The organism is Paenibacillus sp. GCM10027628 (assembly GCF_042676385.1).
GTDB lineage: Bacteria > Bacillota > Bacilli > Paenibacillales > NBRC-103111 > Paenibacillus_E.
Genome location: NZ_JBHTHA010000011.1, coordinates 1 through 22,014 on the forward strand (window position 1 = coordinate 1; position 22,014 = coordinate 22,014).

The window sequence follows — 22,014 nt, forward strand, 5'->3', positions numbered from 1 at the left end:
GTTTGTGGTACGCGTTCGGGATAAACTAAACCTTTTTCCTGTAGAAGGTAGTGAACGCGAGGTATCGCCGGTTCAGGGCCAAACACAGGTCATCCGAGATGTGGATGTGCTCACGAATAAAACCACCAAGCCTGTTCGCTTGGTTGAGTTCGTGGATCACAAAGGACGACGCTACCGGGTTTTGACGAGTCGCTGGGATCTGTCGGCGGCAGAAGTGGCACGCATTTACAAGAACCGTTGGAAGATTGAACTCTTTTTCAAGTGGGTTAAGCAACACTTAAACCTTGTGAATCTGTATAGCTGTGATCCCGATGCCGTATGGAACCAACTTTTTTTATCTCTCATTGCCTTCGCCGTTAGTTTGCTCATCACGCTTGACCTAAAGACGGATAAGAGTCAATGGGAGGTCTTAAAGCTGCTTAAGATCTACCTGTTCCATNGGTGGATACTGCGAACAAGGCTGTTCAAGAGCCCAAGAGAATCATCATTCGTTAAGGTTATGACAAGTGAATATCCTTTTTTTGGAAAACCGCGTCACCTTGATCAATCGTTACTTTTTTAGCTCATACGGCAAAAAACGAACTGTAAATATTTGGTGTTTTTTGTGGATAACTGAAGGCAGCCTCTTTAAATCTCTTTCATGTCAGCTTTCGTGCATGCTTAGTGTGAATATCATCGTTAACGCATCAATCAGCGTCCCGACTCTTCCAGAAGCGTCATAGATAAAGAAGAGTTTAAGATCCGAACCGGCTTTCATGTATTGCCAGAATATTTTTAACAATTAATAATCCTAGGCCTGTGCCCATTGATCCGAGATAGCGCCAATTTTAGACCTCCAAGATGAAAAAAAACACACCGTCTGGTGTGTTCTTGTTATATTTTTGTTTTCCTTCTAAAAATTCGCTATTCGTGAAGGATAGTCACCAGTCGCCAAGCCCTAAGTTTAGTTGCCAGATTACCCCAAACTTGTCCGTCACACTGCCATAGTATTTGCTCCAAAATGTTTCTTGCAGCTCCATTCCAACTTTACATGCCAGGCTATTCATCTTGAACTTCTAACCTGCAAATCCGCCTGAGGTTTCGCAAGCTCACTCCAGCACTCAGGTATAGCTTTACAATTATCGACATAAACAGCTCGTAAATACTTCGACACGTTGATAACCTGCTCTTCGATAAGTACCTCCCTTATTTCAGAAGCGTTTGCAGGAACTGTTTTGTTCAGTATGCTCTTAAAGTACTCTAAAGGCAGAAACATTTCCGGACTCTTTTTATAAGTACAGCGGTTTGGAAATCGCGGCGAGCTCCCCGAGTCGTATTTGGATAGCTTTACTGCGCGGTGATGCTCCATTAATAAAGAAAAAGCATCGAACTCCAGGACAGCAAACGCTTCTTCCGGTTCTCTTCGAGCGTAGGTCTCCATCATTTTCCGGCAATCCTTTAATGTAGGCCAGAAAAATACATGCCTGTCCAGATACGCCCGAAATTGTTCCTGTGTGGTTGCTGTATCTATCATACTTTCATGAATCTTTAGATGGGCATTAATTGTAATCGAATATTCAGCATACGCCACTTCTCTGGCCTCTGGCCGGCGCTCACCTTCGAAATGGGGATTTACTTTATAGCTGGAAAATAGAGCGTCGAAATGCGCAATAGCCGGCAAATTCCTCACTCTTGTAAAATGATAAAGAGACTTTCTGCTTTTGGGTTTTGTAATTGCAGCTATGACATCATATCTCACTATCCCACTCCTTCATGTCATCAACTCTGCTGTCCTAAATGGCGGTTTTGAAATCCTATAAAAAAACACTAAACTCATTAAGTTCAGTGTTCTGATTGTTTTATATTTTAAGGAGTCCATTAGAATTTGATGCAAATCTTTCCGAAATATGACCCGCTTGCTAAATATTGAAGAGCATCGACAGCATGTTCAAATGGGAAAACCCGATCGATAACCGGTCGAAGCGTGTTCTGCTCAATGGCACGGTTCATGGCCTCAAACATGTCGCGACTGCCAACGTTGATCGCCTGAAGGCGCGCTTTTCTTATAATCGCCGGAATGATAGCAAAACCTTCCACTTGGTAACCAGATAGACCGCCGATCATACTGATCTGCCCGCCTACTCTAAGTGCTGAGATCGATCGATTCAAGGTAGCCGATCCCCCAAGATCAACGATTAGATCCGCTCCCACACCATTCGTAAGATCTAGTACGACTTGATCCCATTCAGGTGTTTGTCTGTAGTTGATTCCGAAATCCGCACCGAGTTTCTTAGCCTGCTCGAGTTTCTCGTCACTGCTTGATGTTACAATTACGTTAGCCCCGTGAAGCTTGGCGAATTGAAGCGCGAACAGGGAGACTCCACCCGTCCCTTGCACAACAACGGTTTTACCGGCTGTGACTTTGCCTTCTTCGACGATAGCATGCCATGCCGTCACACCTGCGCAAGGCAGCGAGGCCGCTTCTTCATCTGATAAATGTTCCGGAACTCTCACTAATCCTTCTTCGGGAAGAACCGCATACTCAGCAAGCAGACCATTCAATGGGCTTCCGAGCGTGCTGTGCCAGTTCGCTTTCGTCGGCTCGCCGGAAATCCAACTCTGGGTAAAAATACCACTTACTCGCTCACCTATTTTGAATCTGGACGTTTGTTCTCCCAAAGCGACAACTTCACCAACGCCGTCAGATATCGGAATGAGCGGTTCCTTTAAATTCGGGTTATAAAACCCGTTAATAACGCCCAGATCTCGTGCGTTTAGGGATACAGCCCGCAATTTGATAAGTACTTGACCGGGAGCGGGAACAGGTATTGGGCGCTCGGTTAACTTCAGCTGATCAAGACCAAATTCATCATGTATTTCATAAGCTTTCATGGAAAATCTCTCCTTTTCATTGGGTATATACATACAATAATACATAAACTAAAATAAAGTAAGTAGGAACTTTAAAGTGTCCAGGAAATCGGCTTATTAAATGCGGGAAGCGTTAAAAATTGATTAATCATCTACATTTCTCCCATAGAATGTGTTACATTGATTTCATATCCCTATTGGAGGAACTTCATTGAGCCCAATCACTGAAAAACTTGTAAATCAACATCGGCAATATTTGTCTGAACATCCGAAAGAGCTTGAGAAATACGCTACGTTATATCAACATATGCTATTTTTTTTCACAAATATTTTGGGTATTGAAGAGGAACAAGCAGTCAATCATATCAGTGATTTCAAAGCCGATATGTCATGCGACCTTCTCAAAAACGTTGATTCCAGTGAAATCATTTGATCCTCCCTGTCATTCATACAAAAAAAGCAGCCTCCAACTGGGAAGGCTGCTCTTCTTTATTCCTATTTGTTCATTTCATCAACTTATTCATCGTCGTTAAAAGTTCGGTAATCACATCATGGTCGCCATCTTGGATCCGTTCAATGACACAGCTCTTCATATGATGCTCGAGCAAGAGCTTTCCGACACCATTTAGAGCGGATTGGATAGAGGCAATTTGATTTAATATATCATCACAGTAAGTATCTTTTTCAATAAGGCCTTTGACACCACGAACTTGACCTTCGATGCGATTTAGCCTGCTGATGAGACTGCTTTTCGTTTTGTCTGAATGATGACTTTTCCGGTCACTCGTAGAATGGCAAGTCGTTTCGTTTTCATTTGTGATTTCTTCCATACCCGTAACCTCCCTTTCCCTAGACCATTATACCCAATCCCCCTATTCTATGTAAAATATGATTTAATCCATTCGCCTGTCATTTAAACTCTTTATTTTCGAGCATAACCAGCTGTGAAGTCGAACTATGGGCAACCTGTTTGGTATGATGAACCAGTTGAATAATATCCTTATAAGCTTGCTTCGCCCCAACGACTAATAGGGGTACGCCAATAAAATCAATCTTCAACCAACGGGAAAGCATGCCTCCGCAAGTCATAGCAAAGGGAACGGTTGGAGATGTATTCGATAAAATGATTTTTTCTTTTAGAACTTCTTCTTCCAGAAGCATATCGATCAGATTAAAAATACCTGGAATGAGGATTTTAGATCTCCCTCTGCCGAGCGTATACACCTTGTTGCCTTCCTTATCTTCACCGTGATAATACAGCTTTCCTCGATCTTGATACACCAGCTTATTAAAATTGTGCGAATTTAATATTTCATCCTTTGTGGGTTCGCGTTTTTCGTCCAGCTTTTCAAGATGATAAGTGGCAGCCAGTACAGTAGTATGCGTTCCCCCGAAATCATTGTAAATATAGATCATCTCAAACCTGCCATCCTGTCGTGTAATTTTGCTAAAAAGGTTCCCCCATTCCCACCCACTTTATACAAAAACAAACAAACCGCATCCCCTAAGAGATGCGGTTTGCCGAGGACCTGCCGATCCCCAGCGTGCAAAAAAGCTTATTTTCGTTGAATGCTGCCGGATTTAAGCGCTTTTAGATATGAATGCCGAATGACTTTTATTCCTCGATATATCGATTTATTTTTCAATCTGGCAAAGAGCTCGTGGGAAGGAAAGTCAAAATTGACCTCTATGACCCATATTTTCCCTTGGCGATCTAAGGCAAAATCGACACCGATTTGGGAGGAATATTTGTAGCGGATAAACCGATTGCAAATTCGATAGCTTAAACGGACCAACTCGCGAATGAGTCTTTTTTGATTCAATTTCGACAACGAAAGCGATGCAGCTAAGGCTTTATCAATCTCAACCGCATAGCCGCCTCCACGATTTACGTTCGTAATCACACTTGATTTTCCTGCTACCTTGGCCAGCATGCCAACATATTGCCAACGATTATACCGATTTCGCATCATCATCACTCGAATATCGAAAGGACGGCCTTTTATTTCCGCTAAATCAATTGCCTTTTGAATAATATAAGGCGTGGATGCCGCTTGTTGACGAACCGCATTAAACAAGGATTCCTTCCCCTTAAATTGCCGGGCTATCCCTTTCATTTTGACCAGCCGAAATCCTCCTTCTACCTTCCACGCTTTCATGATTCCTTTCCCCATGTGCGACATATTCGGTTTCAGATATACCGATCGATATTTTTGTATAAATCGGGTGAATGTGTTTCGATTCAACCATTCGGTGTGTGGCAGATAGGCGCGGATCAAGTCATCTTTCATATAGAACTGGTGTAATCCCATTTTTCCCGGCACAAACTTTCCCCTTCCCCCAAGAAAGCACTTCGTTGCTATTCCACTTTATTCCTATTGCACAACACGCTTCACGGCTTCAGCCTAACAGTAATTTTGAAAAATAAAAAAAAACTTCGTCCCCACTCATGTAGGGATCGAAGGTAAATGACGATGTGCCTATAAAATCGGTGAAATCAGCTTCGATACCGACTCCAGAAAACGTATGCGAAGCGAACGTTTGTTGTACTCCTCTAACGTCAACTCCAAGCAGCCCTCCATATCTTTCCAGAAAATATGTTCCAGCTTTTTCGCTGTTTCTGCATGATACATTACCGCATTCGTTTCGAAATTGAGTCGTAAGCTGCGAATATCAAAGTTAGTGGTTCCGACAGACGCCATTTCTCCATCGATCACGATCGTTTTTGCATGCAAGAAACCTTGATCGTATAGATAGCACTTCACGCCGGCCTGAAGCAGTTCACCGACGTAGTACAGAGATGCCCAGTGGACAAACAAGTGATCTGCCTTCTGGGGTATCATGATTCTGACATCAATCCCGGATAACGCCGCAATCCGCAAGGCATTCAGCATGCTTTCCTCAGGTATGAAATATGGCGTTTGCAAAAGAATTCGGCGTTTCGCCGAGTGAATCATTTTCAGAAAAGTATAGACGAAATGCGGCCAAGCTTCATTCGGACCGCTTGCCACGATTTGCATCGGGACCCGACTGTGAGCTTCCAGTTCCGAGATATCCGGAAAATAAATGGGTTCGATTTCAATGTGTTTGGCAGAAGCCAGATTCCAGTCTAGAATAAATCTGGACTGCAAGGCGCGGACAACCATCCCGGTTAACCGTAAATGCGTATCACGCCAAAAGCCGAATTTGGGATCTAAACCCAAATATTCTTTTCCGATATTAAATCCGCCCATATAACCGACATGACCGTCGATGACAACTAACTTTCGATGATTGCGGTAGTTGACCCGGTAATTCAAATAAGGTATGCGTGAAGGGAAAAAGGCGGCAACCTGACCCCCCGCCTCCACGAAATCACGAAAAAAAGATTCCTTTAGCGTGCGGGATCCGATATCATCGTATAGAAACCTTACCTGTACGCCCTGCTCTGCCTTTTTCGTCAATGCCTCCATGACTCTTTGGCCAAGTTCGTCATTCTTGACAATATAATATTGGATATGAATATGGGATTGCGCGGCCTCTATTTTTGCGAACAAATCATTGAATTTGGAGATGCCGTCCGTAAAAATATGGACACTATTGTCTTGTGTCAAAAAAGCATCGTTCGTCGCCACATTCATATAAATCAGATCCCGGTGCCTGCTGACCATCGGATCCATATAGGCCAAAGTTCCATCCATCAATTGCTGCCTTTGCTCGGCGATGACGGTTTTCACTCTCTCCAGCATTTGACGGTTCCACTTGTACAACTTTCTGCGGCTCAGGTTTTGCCCGAATATGACATAGAGGAAGAAGCCCAGAATCGGAATGAAAAGGAGAACCATAAGCCAAGACCAAGTTGCGGCAACATTGCGACGCTCCAGGAAGACAACGGTTAATGCTAGTAAAATATTAATAATAAAAAGACCTGTAAAAAAATTAGAAATCCATGCCATAACAACACTCCAAATCTTTGATGTCGATATGGATATTATACCTAATTCTTGGTAACTTAAGTGTTATTATTATTTTTTAATCAGACATAACTTTCGCAAGTAATAGACACCGCCAACTTTAATTACCTCATCGGAGTACGCTTCGATCAGCACCCCGGTATCTTCCAATTCTCCATCAAACCATACCTCAACGGGCGTTTGAAATAGCATGCAATGATACAAATCTGCGTCTGTGAAACAAATATCAGTCCGGCTCACTATGAACAACTGCCTCTCGCTTAAAATATTATCCGGTATTGTTTTTATCGACAATCGGGATCGAAATCTAAAGAGGGAACAAAAGAAAAGACCGGAAGCTCTTTAAGGAGCCTCCAGTCTCCGATTAGTCGTGACTATTTATCGTTTCTTTGTAAAGGGAAATATATTGCTGCGCCGACTTCTTCCAACTGAAATCGCATTTTTTCATATTTTGCTGAATGCGAAGCCAAGATTCACGATCGTTTTTATAGAAAAATACGGCCCTGCGAATCGTGTGCAGCATATCATGTGCGTTATAATTGCTGAATGTAAAACCTGTTCCCTCACCGGTAAATTCATCGTACGGCAGTACAGTGTCCTTCAGCCCTCCCGTCTCTCTGACGATCGGAACTGAGCGATAGCGCAGCGCGATTAATTGTCCGATCCCGCAAGGCTCGAATTGTGAAGGCATCAGGAATAGATCCGATGCAGCATAAATTTGATGGGCGAGCGCTTCATTGAACGTAATTTGCGCGGAAATCTTATCGGGATAGGTATGCTCCGCATCCCTGAACATCCGCTCATAACTTTCGTCACCGGTACCCAGCACAACAAGCTGGATATCGAGCGATAAGATTTCAGAAAGCACATGCTGGATGAGATCGAGCCCCTTCTGCTGCACCAATCGAGTCACCAGTGCAATCATCGGCACATCGCCATTCACGGGAAGACCAAGCCGTTCCTGAAGCGCAAGTTTGTTTTGCTGCTTTTTCGGAAGCGAGTCCCTGTAGTTCTGGGCGAGATGAGGATCATTCATCGGATCGAAAATCTCGTAGTCGATCCCATTGACGATTCCCGTTAACTGATCTCTCCGGTGCCGCAACAGGCTGTCCAAATATTCGCCGTAGTACGGAGTTTGAATCTCTTCCGCGTAGGTCTGACTCACCGTCGTGATGCGATCTGCATAGAGTAAACCGCCCTTCAAGAAGCTCGCTCCGCCATGCAGTTCAAGCGCCAAGCCAGTAAAATGGTCATCGCTTAAGCCGAACAAATCCTTTAATAACGGCTGACTGAACACACCTTGATATTTCAAATTGTGGATCGTGGTAATCGTCTTGATCCCGCTAAAAAAGGGAAGATGACTGTAATGGGCCTTGAGCAGCACGGGAATCATTCCGGCCTGCCAGTCGTGACAGTGAATCACGTCAGGCTGATAATCAAGCAGCGGCAGCGCCTCAATGACGCCTCGGCAGAAGAAAGCGAAACGCTCCGCCTCGTCTCCATACCCGTAGAGTCCGGGCCGCCGGAAATAATATTCGTTGTCGACAAAGTAGAAAGTAACGCCCTCGTGCTGCAGGACTTCAATACCGATAAACTGTTTTCTCCATCCCACATACACGTCGAACGCGACGACAGATGTCATAGCTTGCCGGAAGCGTTCGGGGATGTCCCCATATTTCGGCAGCATGACTCTTACATCTAGACCTTGGCGTGTAAGTTCCTTGGGCAGCGATCCGAGGACGTCGGCCAGACCGCCGGTTTTGGCGAATGGGGTGGCCTCAGAACCCACAAACAAAACTCTCATCTTCCCACTCCTATAAGAGGATGTTTTAAAAACCGACTTTGAAAACGATGTATGAACAAGGAGCTTATTCGACGTCGAATCTTGAATGAAAAACGGGGAACTGCGGTGCTCACTTAGCAAACCACTAAGCTCCGCTCCTCGTTCACCATTTTTCATCCAACCTTCTCGGTTTTGAAAGCCGGCTTTTAAAACTTCCATTCTATAATTTAAAACATTAGGTCTTCAACCCTTAAATCACCTTCGTCTTCGCGGCGATAAAGGGGGCTTTGTTATCGCCCGTCAGGACGCGGCCGCGGCTGATGAAAACGTCTTTGTCCAGGATGGCGTTTTCGATGATGACATTTTCTTCGATCTCGCAGTTTTGCAGGATGATGCTGTTCTTGACATAAGCGCCCTTGCGGATTTTTACGCCGCGAAAGAGAATGCTGTTCTCGACTTTGCCTTCGATCGTGCAGCCATTCGCGATAAGAGCATTTTTGGCTGCTGCACTGTCCAAATATTTGGCAGGAGGCTCATCTTTGACTTTCGTATAAATTAGGTTATTTTTTTGGAAGAAAAGCTCTCTCCAAATCGCTGGATTCAACAGCTGCATACTATGTTTATAATAGCCTTGGATTGAATTGACAACGCCGAGATGCCCTTCGAATTTATAACCGTAAACGCTAAGCTTGTCAATATTTTTCATAATGCCGTCTCGAACGAGATGGTCATAGCCTTGTGCCAGGCAAGACTCCACCATATCGAGCAGCAGCGCTTTGCTCATGATATACATTTCCATCGAAATGTTGTTTGTGCGCAGCCGTCCGGTATGATCCTCCATCACGGTCACCAGACCGTTGTCCTTTACGGCTATCCGCCGGAATTTACCATGAATATCCTCATCCGTTTGCTTATAAATAACGGTAATATCAGCCTGCGTATCCTCATGATAGCGAACCGCATCCCGCAGGTCGATATTGCAAACCATATGGCTGCGTGAAATAATGACCAGCTCTTCTTTGCCGCGATAGAAATAATCGCGATGGCTGTAAAATTGGTATAAATCGCCACGCGAGATGCCTGTCGGTTCATCCAGCACCGAAGGAAGGACGAACAAGCCGCCGCGCTTCCGGTCCAAATCCCACTCTTTTCCAGACCCCAGATGGTCCATTAAGGAACGATATTTATGCTGTGTGAACACCGCCACATTATCAATGCCTGAATTCACCATGCTCGAAAGCGTGAAATCAATTAATCGGTATCGCCCGCCAAACGGGACAGACGCAGGATTGCGGAAATAAGTCAGTTCTTCCAAATCATCCGGTTCATTCACTAAATTGATAACACCCATCACATGTTTCATTTGAACTCATCCTTTCTGATTTGCAGTCGCTGCAACCCGTTCATTTCCGCCAATCAACACGATTTCTCCCTGACCGTCTACGATCGCGCCATCTTCGACAATCGTATTTTCACCGATTATCGCTTTCTTAATGGTTACATTGCTGCCGATTTTCGCATTCGGCATAATGACCGAGTCGCTGATAACCGTTCCTTCGCCGACTTGAACGCCATAAAACAAAACCGAATGATCCACTTCGCCAAAAACCGCACAGCCTTCATTGACGAGCGAGCGCCGCACGATTGCCGATGAAGCCACATATTGTGCCGGCTGGTACGGATTCTGAGAGTATACGCGCCAGTCCTTATCATTCAGATTCAGCTCATTGTGATCATCCAGTAAATCCATATTTGCTTCCCACAGACTATCAATGGTTCCCACATCTTTCCAATACCCGTCGAACGGATAGGCGAACATTCTGGCTTCATCTTTCAGCATCATCGGAATAATATCCTTGCCAAAATCCTTATTGGAGTTCGGATCGGCTTCGTCCTTGATCAAATAAGACTTGAGCACGCTCCAGTTGAAAATGTAAATACCCATCGAAGCCAGATTGCTGTTGGCTTGCTTCGGTTTCTCAGCGAATTCGGTGATGGCCTGCTGCTCATCGACGCTCATGATGCCGAAACGGCTTGTTTCTTCCCATTTCACTTCGATGACGGCGATGGTCGCATCCGCTTTTTTCTGCTTATGATAGTCGAGCATGAGATCATAATTCATTTTATAGATGTGATCACCGGAGATGACCAGCACATATTCAGGGTCATATTGCTCAATAAATCCGATATTGCGATAAATCGCATTCGCCGTGCCTTTGTACCAATCGCCGCCCTTTTGTTCCATGAACGGAGGCAGTACCGTGACACCGCCGTATTTGCGGTCCAAATCCCACGAACTTCCAATGCCAATATAAGAATTCAGTACGAGAGGCTGATACTGCGTAAGCACGCCAACGGTATCAATGCCGGAATTCGTACAATTGCTAAGGGTAAAATCAATAATCCGGTATTTTCCGCCGAAATGTACGGCCGGTTTGGCCAAATTGTTCGTCAAGACGCCTAATCTTCGACCTTCTCCTCCTGCAAGGAGCATGGCAACGCATTCTTTGCTGCGCATAGCTGATTTCCCCCTTCAACATCCTCATTCTTGGTTTGGGTGACTTCGATGCATTTGATATAAACAGCCGCAAGCGGCGGAATACAGAGAGCCAGGCTATAGGGCAACCCATGCCATGAGCGTTTTTCACTGGAACGCGGTGCCCGATTACCTTGACCGGAACCGCCAAAATCGGCTAAGTCGCTATTAAATACTTCCTGGTACACGCCATGTCTGGGGACGCCGATACGGTAATCCGGATGGACAACTGGCGTAAAATTGCAAACAAGGATGAGATCGTCCGCTGCGGTCTTACCTTTCCGCATAAACGTGACGACACTTTGACTCTCATCGTGCGGATTGATCCACTGAAACCCGTCAGGGTGATGATCAAGCTGCCACAAGGCCGGTTCGTTTAGATAGAATTCATTGAGTTTCTTTACGTAATGGTGCATACGGCGATGCATGTCATATTTTTCAAGCAGAAACCAGTCAACTTCTTCCAGGTCCTTCCACTCATCAAACTGGCCGAATTCACTGCCCATGAAGAGCAGCTTTTTTCCGGGATGACCCATCATATAGCCGTATAAAGCACGGAGATTGGCGAACTTTTGCCAATAGTCACCGGGCATCTTATGAAGAAGCGACCGTTTGCCATGCACAACCTCATCATGCGAGAGCGGTAAAATATAATTTTCAGAAAATGTATACATAAAGGAGAAAGTAATAAGTTTGTGATGATATCTACGGTGAATGGGATCCAACTTCATATAGCGGAGCATATCGTTCATCCAGCCCATATTCCATTTGTAGTTAAACCCCAGTCCCCCATCATGTACAGGTGCTGTTACCAGCGGCCAGTCTGAGGAGTCTTCAGCCATCATGAGGGCGTGCGGGTAATAGGAGAAAATAACTTGATTCAGTTTGCGTAGAAAAGCTACTGCTTCCAGATTCTCATCGCCGCCAAATTGATTGCGAATCGGCTTATCATCCCATCTGCCGAAATTGAGATGAAGCATGCTGGCTACGGCATCGACCCGTATACCATCCATATGAAACATGTCCATCCAAAAGACCGCATTGGAGATCAAAAAACTTTGAACCTCCGGCCTGCCAAAATCGAATGAGAGTGTTCCCCACTCCAGTTTCTCCGCTTTGCGCGAATCTTGATATTCATAAAGCGGCTTTCCGTCAAACTGCCGGAGTCCATGATCATCCTTGCAAAAATGGCCTGGAACCCAGTCCATAATAACGCCGATTCCGCATTGATGGCAGCGGTCTACGAAGCGCATAAAATCCTTCGGGGCGCCGTGACGACTCGTTACGGAAAAATATCCTGTCGCTTGATAACCCCAAGAACGGTCGAAAGGATGCTCGGCTAATGGCATCAGTTCAATATGCGTATACCCCATCTCGACTGCATAATCGACCAATTCTTCCGCAAGCTGTTCGTACGTATAGAGCTCTTCGCTGTGACGATCCTTTTTCCGCCAAGTACCGAGGTGCACCTCATAAATCGATAGCGGTTTATTGTAGATAGGACCGTTCTTTTTGTTCTCTTGCCATAATTGATCATGCCATTCATAGCCTTCCAAATCATAGACACGTGAAGCTGTTCCGGGGCGAAGCTCAGAGTAAAAAGCGTAAGGATCGGCTTTTAAAAGAACGCGCCCCGTTTCGCTGTGGATTTCGTACTTGTAAAAGTCGCCATCGCGAGCTTCAGGCACGAACAACATCCAAACGCCTAAGGTACTTAATCGTTCCATCACATGGCTTCCAGAGTTCCAACCGTTGAAGTCGCCCAGAACATGGACCGCTCTGGCATGAGGCGCCCATACTGCAAAGCGAACCCCCTCTTGCCCCGGCTTCTTGCTTACATGTGCCCCCAATAGTTTATAGCTGTGGTAAAGGGACCCTTCATGAAGCAAAAATAAATCTTCTGAGCTGGGAATAACATTGATCTCCACCCAATCCCTCCCTGAATCAGCTAATTTGAAGATTAAATAAAGATAGATGTTTAAAAAGTTCGCTTTCAGGCTCCGTTATGAGATAAACCTATTATCGAAGTCAATCATGATGAGCGACCGCGACTAAAGGTAGGTTTATTCGCCAATCAGAATTTACATTCTGATGTGGTCAAAGTGAACTTTTTAAACTTCCTCTTAGAGTACAAATACTACAAACAGGTAAAGAATTCCTTTAATCTCACCTCAAGAAAATAAAGGGAATTTATTCACATTTGGTGAATGATTAGAGTACAACAGGCTGAAAGGTGGAATTATGGTTATGAAAGACAAAATGAAAGGACTGATCGTCGGCTTGACGATTGGTTCTTTATTAAGCGGCACGGCGGCTTTCGCTGCGGGCAGCCAAATCGAAGTAGCCTTCCGAAATTTGAAGTATATGTTCGATGGCGCAGAAAAAGTACCGTCTGAAGGAAAAGGGTTCATTTATGAAGGCTCAGCCTATGTTCCCCTCCGATTCGTGAGCGAAGCACTCGGCAAAAAGGTGGAGTGGGATGAAGCAAACGAAACGATTTGGATCGGTGGCAATCCTAAGCAAGTCGTTGCGACGTACAAAGGCGGGCAAGTGACCAAAGGTGAGTTTGATACGTTTTTGGCGCTGCAAACATTTTTCAACCCGAATTATGCCTCCTCTCAAAGCAATCCAGAGTATCAGCAATACATGGTCAAAGAACTAATTCAAAGCAAATATCTTTCCGGTAAAGCCTCCGAGACGGACTTGGCAGCAGCAAAAGACGAAGCGGATAAGCAAGTTGCTTATTTGAAAGCCAAGTATTCCGAAACTAAAATTGCTGAGGATTTGAAAAAAATGAAGCTGACCGAAGCTGATCTTCATAGCTACTTGGCAGAGAGCAACAGTTCACAAAGCTATCTGAAGTCAACGATTACAGATGCGCAGCTTAAAGCAAGTTATGACAATGCGTTAAAAGCAGATAAAGATGCGTTTACCATCGCTTCGGTTCGTCATATTCTCGTCGGATTGAAGGATAGCGTAACCGGCAACGCGCTGCGAACCAAAGAAGAAGCGCTAACTCGCGCCAAAGAAGTACAGCAAAAGCTAAAGAACGGCGAGGACTTTGCCAAGTTGGCCAAAGAATACTCGGACGACCCGGGCTCAAAAGATAATGGCGGACTGTATGCAGATGCCAAAGTTGGCGGATGGGTTGAAGGATTTAAAAATGCTGCGCTCACACTTGCCCTCAATACGATTAGCGATCCGGTCGAAACGGAATACGGTTATCACGTTATGAAGGTAGAATCGCGAAGTGTGCAATCACTGGATTCAGTCAAGGAAGAGCTGAAAAACCAATTAGAACCAGAGCAATTGCAGGCTTTCACCGAAAAAGAACTGCCTGGCCTGATTGAAAAGATCGATTTAGGTCAATAAATGGTGTACAATGGATGTTTGAAAAAGTATACAAGTTGAAGGATGGATTACAGCATGTTTTTTGCAAAAGATTGGGCCGATTATGAGCTCCTCGATACCGGCGGAGGCGAGAAACTGGAGCGTTGGGGTACATATGTGCTTAGAAGACCGGATCCTCAGATTATTTGGCCTCTCGTCAAAGAAACTCCAGTGTGGCAAACGGCCGATGCTCATTATCACCGCAGCTCCAGCGGAGGCGGTCAATGGCAATATCGCACCGAGCTGCCTGAGCGATGGACCATTACGTATGACCAGAAGCTGACATTCTATATCAAACCGACCGGTTTCAAGCACACGGGCTTGTTTCCGGAACAAGCGGTGAACTGGAAATGGATGATCGAAAAAATCCAAGGCGCTGGCCGCCCGATTAAAGTGTTGAACCTGTTCGCCTACACCGGCGGAGCTTCACTCGCCTGCGCTTATGCAGGTGCGGAAGTGTGTCATGTGGACGCGTCCAAAGGCGTTGTCCAATGGGCAAAGGAAAACCTTCACCTTTCCGGAATGGGCAGCCGTCCGGTCCGCTTTATCACGGATGACGTCTTCAAATTCGTGCAGCGGGAACAGCGCCGAGGCAGCAAATACGACGCCATCATCATGGACCCTCCGTCCTATGGACGCGGGCCGAATGGCGAGACCTGGAAGCTCGAGGATGACCTCTACCCATTCATCCAGACCTGCATGTCCATTCTAACGGACAACCCGCTGTTTCTGTTGATTAACTCCTATACAACAGGCATCTCGGCCACTGTCCTGCATAACATCCTGTCTATGGCGATGAAGCAAAAACATGGCGGCACGATTTCCAGCGGCGAAATCGGACTGCCCATCACCCATTCCGGCTTGATGCTGCCTTGCGGCATTCTGGGACGCTGGGAGGCGTAAAGGTGGCAGGACCTAAAGATGTATCGGAAGCTTCGCAAATTCCGATTCTGTTCGAGGACAACCACATTCTCGTGGTTGTCAAGCCGATCAACATGCCGACGCAGGAAGACGACTCGCGCGACCCCGATCTGCTCAGCGTGCTGAAGGCGGATCTGAAGCACCGCCATCACAAGCCCGGCAACGTTTACCTCGGGCTTGTGCACCGGCTTGATCGTCCCGTTGGCGGCGTGATGGTATTCGCCAAGACGTCAAAAGCCGCGTCCCGGCTATCGGACGCGGTAAGAACACGCCAGCTCGACAAGACCTACGTCGCTGTCGTGCATGGCAAACCGCCGCAGCCGTCGGCTACGCTGCGGCACTGGCTTCGCAAAGACACGCGGACGAATACCGTCAGCGTGGTGAAACAAGGCCAGCCGGACGCCAAAGAGGCCGTGCTGGACTATCGGGTGCTCGGCAGCCAGGATGGGCTTAGCTTGATTCACATCAAGCTGCACACCGGGCGGCCGCACCAGATCCGCGTCCAGCTCGCGGCGACGGGCTGCCCGCTCTACGGCGACCAGCGCTACGGGAGCGCCGTCAACAAACCGGGCCAGCAGCTCGCGCTCTGGTCGACCGAACTAGCCTTTGAGCACCCAACGCTCAAAGAGGAGCTTCGCTTCCGGTCACTGCCGCCCGAGCAGCACCCGTGGTTTCTATGGTCAGAGCTAATTAGCGACCTTCCCCAATAAATAAATAAGCAGTTTCTGGTTATGGGCGGAAACGCGATTGAGATAAGAATCCAGCAGCTGTTCACGGATTCGGGTGCCTCTTTCGCATTCCGCCTTTCCTTTATCCGTCAAATTGACCCACACGATTCGGCGGTCCTTCTCATCCCGCTCCCTCACGATCAATTCATTCTTTTCCATCCGATCCAGCAGTGTCGTGACCGCAGCAGGCGTGGTCGCTAAGTATTCGATCAAATCAGACGGCTTCATTCGCTCATTCGAGCCAAGCAGCTCCAAAACGCCAAGTTGGCCCTCCGTTAAGGTCGGCGCCAACCCCGTTTCCATCTGTGACTTTAATTCTTTGGACAGTTTCAGCCATAACTTCCCAAATTCATCTGAATACATATCTCACATCAACTCGCTTCCAAATGACTCCTAATCCAAGTATACCACGGCCTAGAGACGGTTTAAAGGTTAATGGCATTAATATTTTCAGACAAGATCAGCAACTCCGACAAGACATGCTGTCGATATTTCCACATTGCTTGGCCATCTTGTCCATTTATGGTACGTTAACTCCGCTCCTTTAACCAGATGTCCCGTAAATTTGTTTATGTCGCCCTATTTTATCAATGTATATGTTAATGTTGAGAGGCCTCTTTACGCAGTTGACCTGCAAAAAGTACAGGTAAATTGGCCGTTAATTCACGCTTAGCCTATAGAGAGGAACGGTAACGTCAAGGAGTTTGTGTATCTAGGTTTGAAATTATTCCCACTTGATGTGTCTGCATAACGCTCCTCGTAAATCTGCTTAAGTTCTTTCATGGTTTCTTCCGTTTTCCGTATCAAGCCCACTCCCCCTCTCTATTCTAAGGCTCGTTGTTCTCAATTAAGACATTCAAGGGACTCTAATTTGGTGTGATTCAACCGCCAAAGGTAGCATAGAGAACAAGATTCCATGTATAACGAATAAGGTTCTTTAATTATAGACTTTTGTTCTATCAAGCTCGTTTTTGACCATTTTCCACTCATTTTTGCGTCAAACTAGTACGCTATTAGCGCCTCATGTTCTCTCCCACTGTTGCGATTGCGTCAAGAAGTCTGGCTATTTATTTTGGGTATCCATCGAAATAATGGATGCTAATATTTACAAGGTCCACAAAATGCAAACAATCCTATGCGGTAACATATGGGCTGCCACAAACATATACTGTGAATTAGGTTGGAATGGGCTTCTTCACATGACGAAGCTGTTCCGACTTGGAAAATATCACGCAAAGGAGTGATTCCGGGTGGAAGCTTGGAAATTGGAGCTTGGCAAAAAGGCGCTGGAGTCTGGATTAATGAAAGACCCACAGTGGCTGGATCGATTAGACGAACCGATGCCCCTGTGGGTCTTATTGGAAGTAGCGTTTCAACTCATGGAGAAGCTGGATCCGCCCACGGTCAGCTACGATTGAGGAAATCGCAGAATCTCTAGGATGGATTCCGTTTTGGTGACTGGTACGACCTGTTTCCCTTGTGATTTGCGGTCTTCCAAAGGTGCCGTCTCCGTTGAAAACCGAATTCTTTCACCATTGCTCATAATCGCCATAATCGTATAATCCATCTTCACGATAAAGGTGCGAATCAAAGCAGAACCATTCGGCCTCACCCGTTTGCCTTCCTTGAATTCGAAGGTAAGAATACCTTTGCCTCCGCGGCCTTGGATCGGATAATCGACCACTAAGGAGCGTTTGGCATAACCGAGGTCAGAGATGACAAGCACTTCTCCTTCATCCCCATAAATCCATTCCGCCGAGACGACCTCATCGTCTTCCTTGAGCTGGATGCCGCGAACGCCGGCGGCCGCTCGACCCATCGGGTTCACTTCCTCTTCGCGGAACCGGATACTCATTCCCTGCTTCGTTACAAGCAGTATTTCCTTCGTGTTGTCGCTCAGGTGGACGTGTTGCACTTCGTCCTGCTCACCCAGCTTACAGGCGACGATTCCGCTGGAGCGGTTCGTCATATATTCTTTGAGCTCCGTCCGCTTCACTTGACCTTTACGCGTAACGAATACAAGCGACTTGTCCGGCTCATCGAAACCTTTCACTGGAATAACGCTGACAATCCGGTCTTCCTTGGAGATCGGAATGACGTTCACGATGGCCGTGCCGTTCTCTTTCCATTTGTACTCAGGAACCTGATGGACAGGCAGTAAATAGTACTGGCCCTTCTGTGTAAAAATGAGCAGACTTTCAATGGTGTTCACATCAAGCAAGAAGCGAACGTAATCGCCTTCTTTGAGGCCTGTGCTCTCTAATTCCCCGCCGGAACGCGTGAAAGACAGCTTGCTTGTCCGTTTCAGGTAACCTTCATTGGAGAGAGTAACCAGTACATCCTCCGGCGTCACCATGACCTCCAGATTCACCTTCAGTTCTTCCACTTCACCCTGAATATCGGATCGGCGATCAATTCCGTATTTTTTACGGATCTCGCCCATTTCATCTTTAATGACGCCAAGCAGTTTCTTCAAGCTGCCCAAGATACCGCGCAAGTAGGCAATCGTCTTCTCGACGTCCTTCAGTTCTTTCTCCAGTGTCGTAATCTCTAAATTCGTTAAACGATATAATTGCAACACCAGAATTGCATCTGCTTGACGCTCGGAAAAACCGAATTTTTCGACGAGATTGTTTTGCGCGTCTTGACGGTTCTTGGATGCTTTAATCGTTGCGATGACCTCATCCAGGATGTTCAGCGCCTTAACGAGCCCTTCCAGCACATGGGCGCGATCCTCGGCCTTCTCCAGTTCATATTGGGACCGGTAGGTGACAACTTCCTTCTGATGCTCAATGTAAGCCTCCAGAAGCTCTCTAACACCCAATTGACGCGGTGCTTTATTAACAATCGCAACCATGTTGAAATTGTAGGTCACTTGGAGATCTGTTTTCTTGAGCAAATAAGCCAGAATCCCTTGCGCGTCCGCTTCTTTTTTCAGTTCAACGACGATTCTCAAACCGTTACGGCCGCTTTCGTCACGAACCTCGGCGATGCCTTCAACCTTTTTCTCAAGCCGAATATTTTCCATCGCCGTAACGAGACGTGATTTCACAACCTGATAAGGAATTTCGGTAATCACAATTTGCTGCTTGCCGCCGCGCATCTCTTCGATGGCCGTTTTCGAACGAATGTAAATGCGACCCTTGCCTGTCCGGTAAGCTTCGCGAATTCCCTCCTCGCCCATAATAATCCCGCCGGTTGGGAAATCCGGCCCTTTGACGATGGTCATCAGCTCTTCGATCGTGATCTCAGGCTTATCGATCATCGCCATACAGGCATCGATCACTTCACGTAAATTATGGGGTGGAATTTCTGTCGCGAAGCCGGATGAAATTCCGCTCACGCCGTTAACGAGCAAGTTCGGATAACGGGCAGGAAGCACCACAGGTTCTTTCGTCGTATTATCGAAGTTATCTTTAAACATAACCGTGCGTTTTTCAATATCGCGAAGCAGCTCCATCGCGATTTCGGACAAGCGCGCTTCCGTATAACGCATCGCTGCTGGCGGGTCATCGTCCAGCGATCCCCAGTTGCCATGGCCGTCGACCAATGTGTGGGCCATTTTCCACGGCTGCGCCATGCGCACCATTCCATCATAGATCGAAGCGTCACCATGCGGGTGATAGTTACCCATCACGTCACCGACCGTTTTCGCCGATTTGCGATACGGTTTATCAGGCGTATTGCCGGAGTCGTACATGGCATACAAAATTCGCCGTTGTACGGGCTTTAAGCCGTCTCTGACGTCAGGAATCGCGCGATCCTGAATAATATATTTGGAATAACGGCCGAAGCGATCGCCAACGACCTCCTCCAGATAGGCAGGTAAAAACTGTTCTAACATGCTCAACCTTCAGTCACCACTCTTTTTGGTCTACTCTTCGTATTCTGTAAAATCGACGTTCTCGATAATCCATCGTTTACGGGGATCCACTTTATCGCCCATTAACGTCGTTACCCGGCGCTCCGCTTTGGCTGCATCCTCAATTTGTACCTGAAGCAGCGTACGGGTTTCCGGATTCATCGTCGTTTCCCATAATTGATCCGGATTCATCTCGCCGAGTCCTTTATATCGCTGCAGTTCGGTATTTTTACCGAATTCTTTCATAAGCGTTTGCAGCTGTTCATCGGTCCAAGCATAACGGTGGCCTTGGTTCTTGCCGCCTTTTTTCGTTACTTTATAAAGCGGAGGTTGTGCGATAAAAACTTTTCCTGCATCGATTAACGGCTTCATGTAACGGTAAAAGAAAGTCAGCAGCAGCACTTGGATATGCGCGCCATCCGTATCCGCATCCGTCATTATGATAATTTTGCCGTAATTGCTTTCGGTTGATTCGAATTCCGAACCGACCCCTGCACCGATCGCCGTAATAATCGCCTTGTACTCGTCGTTCCTCATAATATCAAGAAGCTTCGCCTTCTCAGGATTCATCGGCTTCCCTTTGAGCGGGAGAATCGCCTGATGCTTCGAATCGCGTCCTTGCTTGGCTGAACCGCCGGCCGAATCCCCTTCCACAATGAACAATTCATTGCGCTCATAATCTTTGGACTGCGCAGGAGTCAGCTTGCCGCCGAGGTTCGAGCTTTCGCTTTTGCCCTTTTTCCCGCTGCGGATTTCTTCACGCGCTTTGCGTGCGGCTTCGCGCGCTTTGGAAGCTTGGACCGCTTTTTTCAGCATCATTTGAGCGATTTGCGGGTTTTCCTCAAGGAAAACGGCCATCTTATCGGAAACAACCGCATCAACCGCGCTTCGGGCAACCGCGCTGCCGAGCTGATCCTTGGTTTGTCCGACGAATTCCACGTCGCCCATCTTAATGTTAATAACCGCCATCATACCTTCGCGGAGATCGGTTCCGTCCAAATTTTTCTCTTTTTCTTTGAGAATGCCCCCTTTACGGGCATATTCATTCATCACGCGGGTGTAGGCCGTTTTGAAGCCGGTTTCGTGCGTACCGCCGCCGCGGGTTGGAATGGAGTTTACGAATGACGCAATGGTTTCCGTGTAGCCGTCATTGTACTGCAAGGCGACTTCCACTTCGATCTCGTCTTTCTCCGCTGCAAAATGAATGACAGGATGAAGCACCGTCTTTTCTTCGTTCAAAAACTCGACGAACTGGCTCGCGCCGCCTTCGTATTGGAACGAATCCTGCTTGTCCGTTCGATCATCCTTCAAGTTGACCTGAAGTCCTGAGTTCAAAAAGGCAATTTCCTGAAGCCGTTCAGCGAGCGTATCATAGTTGATGGTTGTTCCGCCTTGGAACACGCGCTTGTCCGGTTTAAATGTCACTTTCGTACCCGTACGGTTCGTATTGCCAATAACATCAAGACCTGTAACAGGTTCACCTACATGCTCAATGCCGGCCTCGTCCACCCAGTACTCGAACCGCATCTTGTGGATTTTACTATCCCGATAAATCTCAACTTCCAACCACTCCGATAACGCATTCGTTACGGAAGCGCCCACACCATGGAGTCCTCCGGACTTTTTATAGCCCGCCCCGCCGAATTTACCGCCAGCATGCAAAATCGTAAATACAACCTGTGGTGTTGGAATTCCTGTCTTATGCATCCCCGTCGGTATGCCCCTGCCGTTGTCCTGTACAGTGACGGATTGATCTTTATGTATGGTCACGTTAATCTTGGAACAATGCTTGGCCAGATGTTCATCCACCGCATTATCCACGATCTCCCAGATCAAATGATGTAGTCCCGACGTGCTGGTGCTGCCGATATACATACCCGGTCTTTTGCGGACGGCGACAAGGCCTTCCAGTACCTGAATATCGTCGGCATTATAATCGGACACTTGGACATTACCATTCGAAAATATTTCTAGCTGCTCGGTCATCGAGG

Annotated in this window: 20 protein-coding genes and 1 pseudogene; 6 read left to right on the plus strand and 15 right to left on the minus strand. The window is 46.7% G+C overall.

Going from position 1 to position 22,014, the window contains the following annotated elements; genetic code table 11:
• The first annotated feature begins 106 nt into the window (after window positions 1–106).
• Window positions 107–562, plus strand: coding sequence for a transposase (locus tag ACFQZT_RS11530; protein WP_460871896.1), 456 nt, complete (start codon window positions 107–109; stop codon window positions 560–562).
• 358 nt (window positions 563–920) lie between these two features.
• Here the strand turns inward: ACFQZT_RS11530 and ACFQZT_RS11535 are convergent.
• The 3 genes and pseudogenes from ACFQZT_RS11535 to ACFQZT_RS11545 all read right to left on the minus strand — a co-directional run.
• Window positions 921–1,028 (minus strand): annotated as a pseudogene (locus ACFQZT_RS11535) (VOC family protein); the annotation flags it as partial.
• A gap of 14 nt (window positions 1,029–1,042) precedes the next feature.
• Window positions 1,043–1,738, minus strand: a complete 696-nt coding sequence (locus ACFQZT_RS11540; RefSeq protein WP_379299804.1) for a DUF7002 family protein — start codon at window positions 1,736–1,738, stop codon at window positions 1,043–1,045.
• Window positions 1,739–1,857: 119 nt separating this feature from the next.
• Window positions 1,858–2,871, minus strand: coding sequence for a zinc-dependent alcohol dehydrogenase family protein (locus tag ACFQZT_RS11545; RefSeq protein ID WP_379299806.1), 1,014 nt, complete (start codon window positions 2,869–2,871; stop codon window positions 1,858–1,860).
• 190 nt (window positions 2,872–3,061) lie between these two features.
• Between ACFQZT_RS11545 and ACFQZT_RS11550 the strand changes: the two genes are divergently transcribed.
• Window positions 3,062–3,283: a hypothetical protein gene (locus ACFQZT_RS11550; RefSeq protein WP_379299808.1), complete on the plus strand. Its 222-nt coding sequence runs from the start codon at window positions 3,062–3,064 to the stop codon at window positions 3,281–3,283.
• A gap of 70 nt (window positions 3,284–3,353) precedes the next feature.
• On the opposite strand, the gene ACFQZT_RS11555 is transcribed toward ACFQZT_RS11550, so the two are convergent.
• From ACFQZT_RS11555 to glgB, 9 genes are all read right to left on the minus strand, one after another.
• Window positions 3,354–3,680 carry a metal-sensitive transcriptional regulator gene (locus ACFQZT_RS11555; protein ID WP_379299810.1) on the minus strand — a complete coding sequence of 109 codons (327 nt, stop codon included), beginning with the start codon at window positions 3,678–3,680 and terminating at the stop codon, window positions 3,354–3,356.
• Window positions 3,681–3,759: 79 nt separating this feature from the next.
• Window positions 3,760–4,266 (minus strand): DUF3189 family protein, encoded by a 507-nt coding sequence (locus tag ACFQZT_RS11560; RefSeq protein ID WP_379299812.1) that lies wholly within the window; start codon window positions 4,264–4,266, stop codon window positions 3,760–3,762.
• Window positions 4,267–4,406: 140 nt separating this feature from the next.
• Complete coding sequence (locus ACFQZT_RS11565; RefSeq protein ID WP_379300443.1) at window positions 4,407–5,162, minus strand: YheC/YheD family protein; 756 nt, start codon at window positions 5,160–5,162, stop codon at window positions 4,407–4,409.
• 168 nt (window positions 5,163–5,330) lie between these two features.
• Window positions 5,331–6,785 (minus strand): cardiolipin synthase, encoded by a 1,455-nt coding sequence (cls, locus tag ACFQZT_RS11570; protein WP_379299814.1) that lies wholly within the window; start codon window positions 6,783–6,785, stop codon window positions 5,331–5,333.
• Window positions 6,786–6,854: 69 nt separating this feature from the next.
• Window positions 6,855–7,043, minus strand: a complete 189-nt coding sequence (locus tag ACFQZT_RS11575) for a hypothetical protein (RefSeq protein ID WP_379299816.1) — start codon at window positions 7,041–7,043, stop codon at window positions 6,855–6,857.
• 124 nt (window positions 7,044–7,167) lie between these two features.
• On the minus strand, window positions 7,168–8,607 hold the full coding sequence (gene glgA / locus ACFQZT_RS11580; RefSeq protein ID WP_379299818.1) for a glycogen synthase GlgA: 1,440 nt from the start codon (window positions 8,605–8,607) through the stop codon (window positions 7,168–7,170).
• A gap of 229 nt (window positions 8,608–8,836) precedes the next feature.
• A complete protein-coding gene (glgD, locus tag ACFQZT_RS11585; RefSeq protein WP_379299820.1) occupies window positions 8,837–9,949 on the minus strand; it encodes a glucose-1-phosphate adenylyltransferase subunit GlgD in 1,113 nt (370 codons plus the stop codon).
• A gap of 6 nt (window positions 9,950–9,955) precedes the next feature.
• Window positions 9,956–11,104: a glucose-1-phosphate adenylyltransferase gene (locus ACFQZT_RS11590; protein WP_379299822.1), complete on the minus strand. Its 1,149-nt coding sequence runs from the start codon at window positions 11,102–11,104 to the stop codon at window positions 9,956–9,958.
• Complete coding sequence (glgB, locus tag ACFQZT_RS11595; protein ID WP_379299824.1) at window positions 11,047–13,050, minus strand: 1,4-alpha-glucan branching protein GlgB; 2,004 nt, start codon at window positions 13,048–13,050, stop codon at window positions 11,047–11,049. Before glgB ends, ACFQZT_RS11590 begins: the two co-directional genes overlap by 58 nt.
• A gap of 319 nt (window positions 13,051–13,369) precedes the next feature.
• Here glgB and ACFQZT_RS11600 point away from each other — a divergent pair, with 319 nt between their 5' ends.
• Genes ACFQZT_RS11600 through ACFQZT_RS11610 form a run of 3 tightly spaced genes read left to right on the plus strand, consistent with a single transcriptional unit; the run spans window position 13,370 to window position 16,143 of the window.
• Window positions 13,370–14,494, plus strand: a complete 1,125-nt coding sequence (locus ACFQZT_RS11600) for a peptidylprolyl isomerase (RefSeq protein WP_379299826.1) — start codon at window positions 13,370–13,372, stop codon at window positions 14,492–14,494.
• Between the two features lie 54 nt (window positions 14,495–14,548).
• Window positions 14,549–15,415, plus strand: a complete 867-nt coding sequence (locus ACFQZT_RS11605) for a class I SAM-dependent methyltransferase (RefSeq protein ID WP_379299828.1) — start codon at window positions 14,549–14,551, stop codon at window positions 15,413–15,415.
• A gap of 2 nt (window positions 15,416–15,417) precedes the next feature.
• Entirely contained in the window at window positions 15,418–16,143 is a 726-nt protein-coding gene (locus ACFQZT_RS11610) for an RluA family pseudouridine synthase (protein WP_379299830.1), read from the plus strand.
• On the opposite strand, the gene ACFQZT_RS11615 is transcribed toward ACFQZT_RS11610, so the two are convergent.
• Complete coding sequence (locus ACFQZT_RS11615) at window positions 16,120–16,524, minus strand: MarR family winged helix-turn-helix transcriptional regulator (protein ID WP_379299832.1); 405 nt, start codon at window positions 16,522–16,524, stop codon at window positions 16,120–16,122. The two genes, ACFQZT_RS11610 and ACFQZT_RS11615, sit on opposite strands and share 24 nt — an antisense overlap.
• Before the next feature lie 887 nt (window positions 16,525–17,411).
• Between ACFQZT_RS11615 and ACFQZT_RS11620 the strand changes: the two genes are divergently transcribed.
• Complete coding sequence (locus tag ACFQZT_RS11620; protein ID WP_379299834.1) at window positions 17,412–17,579, plus strand: hypothetical protein; 168 nt, start codon at window positions 17,412–17,414, stop codon at window positions 17,577–17,579.
• Here ACFQZT_RS11620 and gyrA read toward each other — a convergent pair.
• On the minus strand, window positions 17,570–20,011 hold the full coding sequence (gene gyrA, locus ACFQZT_RS11625; RefSeq protein ID WP_379299836.1) for a DNA gyrase subunit A: 2,442 nt from the start codon (window positions 20,009–20,011) through the stop codon (window positions 17,570–17,572). The genes ACFQZT_RS11620 and gyrA overlap by 10 nt on opposite strands.
• A 24-nt stretch (window positions 20,012–20,035) precedes the next feature.
• Window positions 20,036–22,009 (minus strand): DNA topoisomerase IV subunit B, encoded by a 1,974-nt coding sequence (gene parE, locus ACFQZT_RS11630; RefSeq protein WP_379299838.1) that lies wholly within the window; start codon window positions 22,007–22,009, stop codon window positions 20,036–20,038.
• Between the last annotated feature and the right edge of the window lie 5 nt (window positions 22,010–22,014).

Bases quoted from the DNA above. Each gene is read 5' to 3' on its own strand.
- ACFQZT_RS11600 (WP_379299826.1), top strand. From the start codon at position 13,370: ATGAAAGACAAAATGAAAGGACTGATCGTCGGCTTGACGATTGGTTCT.
- glgD (WP_379299820.1), bottom strand. From the start codon at position 9,949: ATGAAACATGTGATGGGTGTTATCAATTTAGTGAATGAACCGGATGAT.
- ACFQZT_RS11555 (WP_379299810.1), bottom strand. From the start codon at position 3,680: ATGGAAGAAATCACAAATGAAAACGAAACGACTTGCCATTCTACGAGT.
- cls (WP_379299814.1), bottom strand. From the start codon at position 6,785: ATGGCATGGATTTCTAATTTTTTTACAGGTCTTTTTATTATTAATATT.
- ACFQZT_RS11565 (WP_379300443.1), bottom strand. From the start codon at position 5,162: ATGGGATTACACCAGTTCTATATGAAAGATGACTTGATCCGCGCCTAT.
- ACFQZT_RS11545 (WP_379299806.1), bottom strand. From the start codon at position 2,871: ATGAAAGCTTATGAAATACATGATGAATTTGGTCTTGATCAGCTGAAG.
- ACFQZT_RS11560 (WP_379299812.1), bottom strand. From the start codon at position 4,266: ATGATCTATATTTACAATGATTTCGGGGGAACGCATACTACTGTACTG.
- ACFQZT_RS11605 (WP_379299828.1), top strand. From the start codon at position 14,549: ATGTTTTTTGCAAAAGATTGGGCCGATTATGAGCTCCTCGATACCGGC.
- glgA (WP_379299818.1), bottom strand. From the start codon at position 8,607: ATGAGAGTTTTGTTTGTGGGTTCTGAGGCCACCCCATTCGCCAAAACC.
- ACFQZT_RS11615 (WP_379299832.1), bottom strand. From the start codon at position 16,524: ATGTATTCAGATGAATTTGGGAAGTTATGGCTGAAACTGTCCAAAGAA.
- ACFQZT_RS11590 (WP_379299822.1), bottom strand. From the start codon at position 11,104: ATGCGCAGCAAAGAATGCGTTGCCATGCTCCTTGCAGGAGGAGAAGGT.
- parE (WP_379299838.1), bottom strand. From the start codon at position 22,009: ATGACCGAGCAGCTAGAAATATTTTCGAATGGTAATGTCCAAGTGTCC.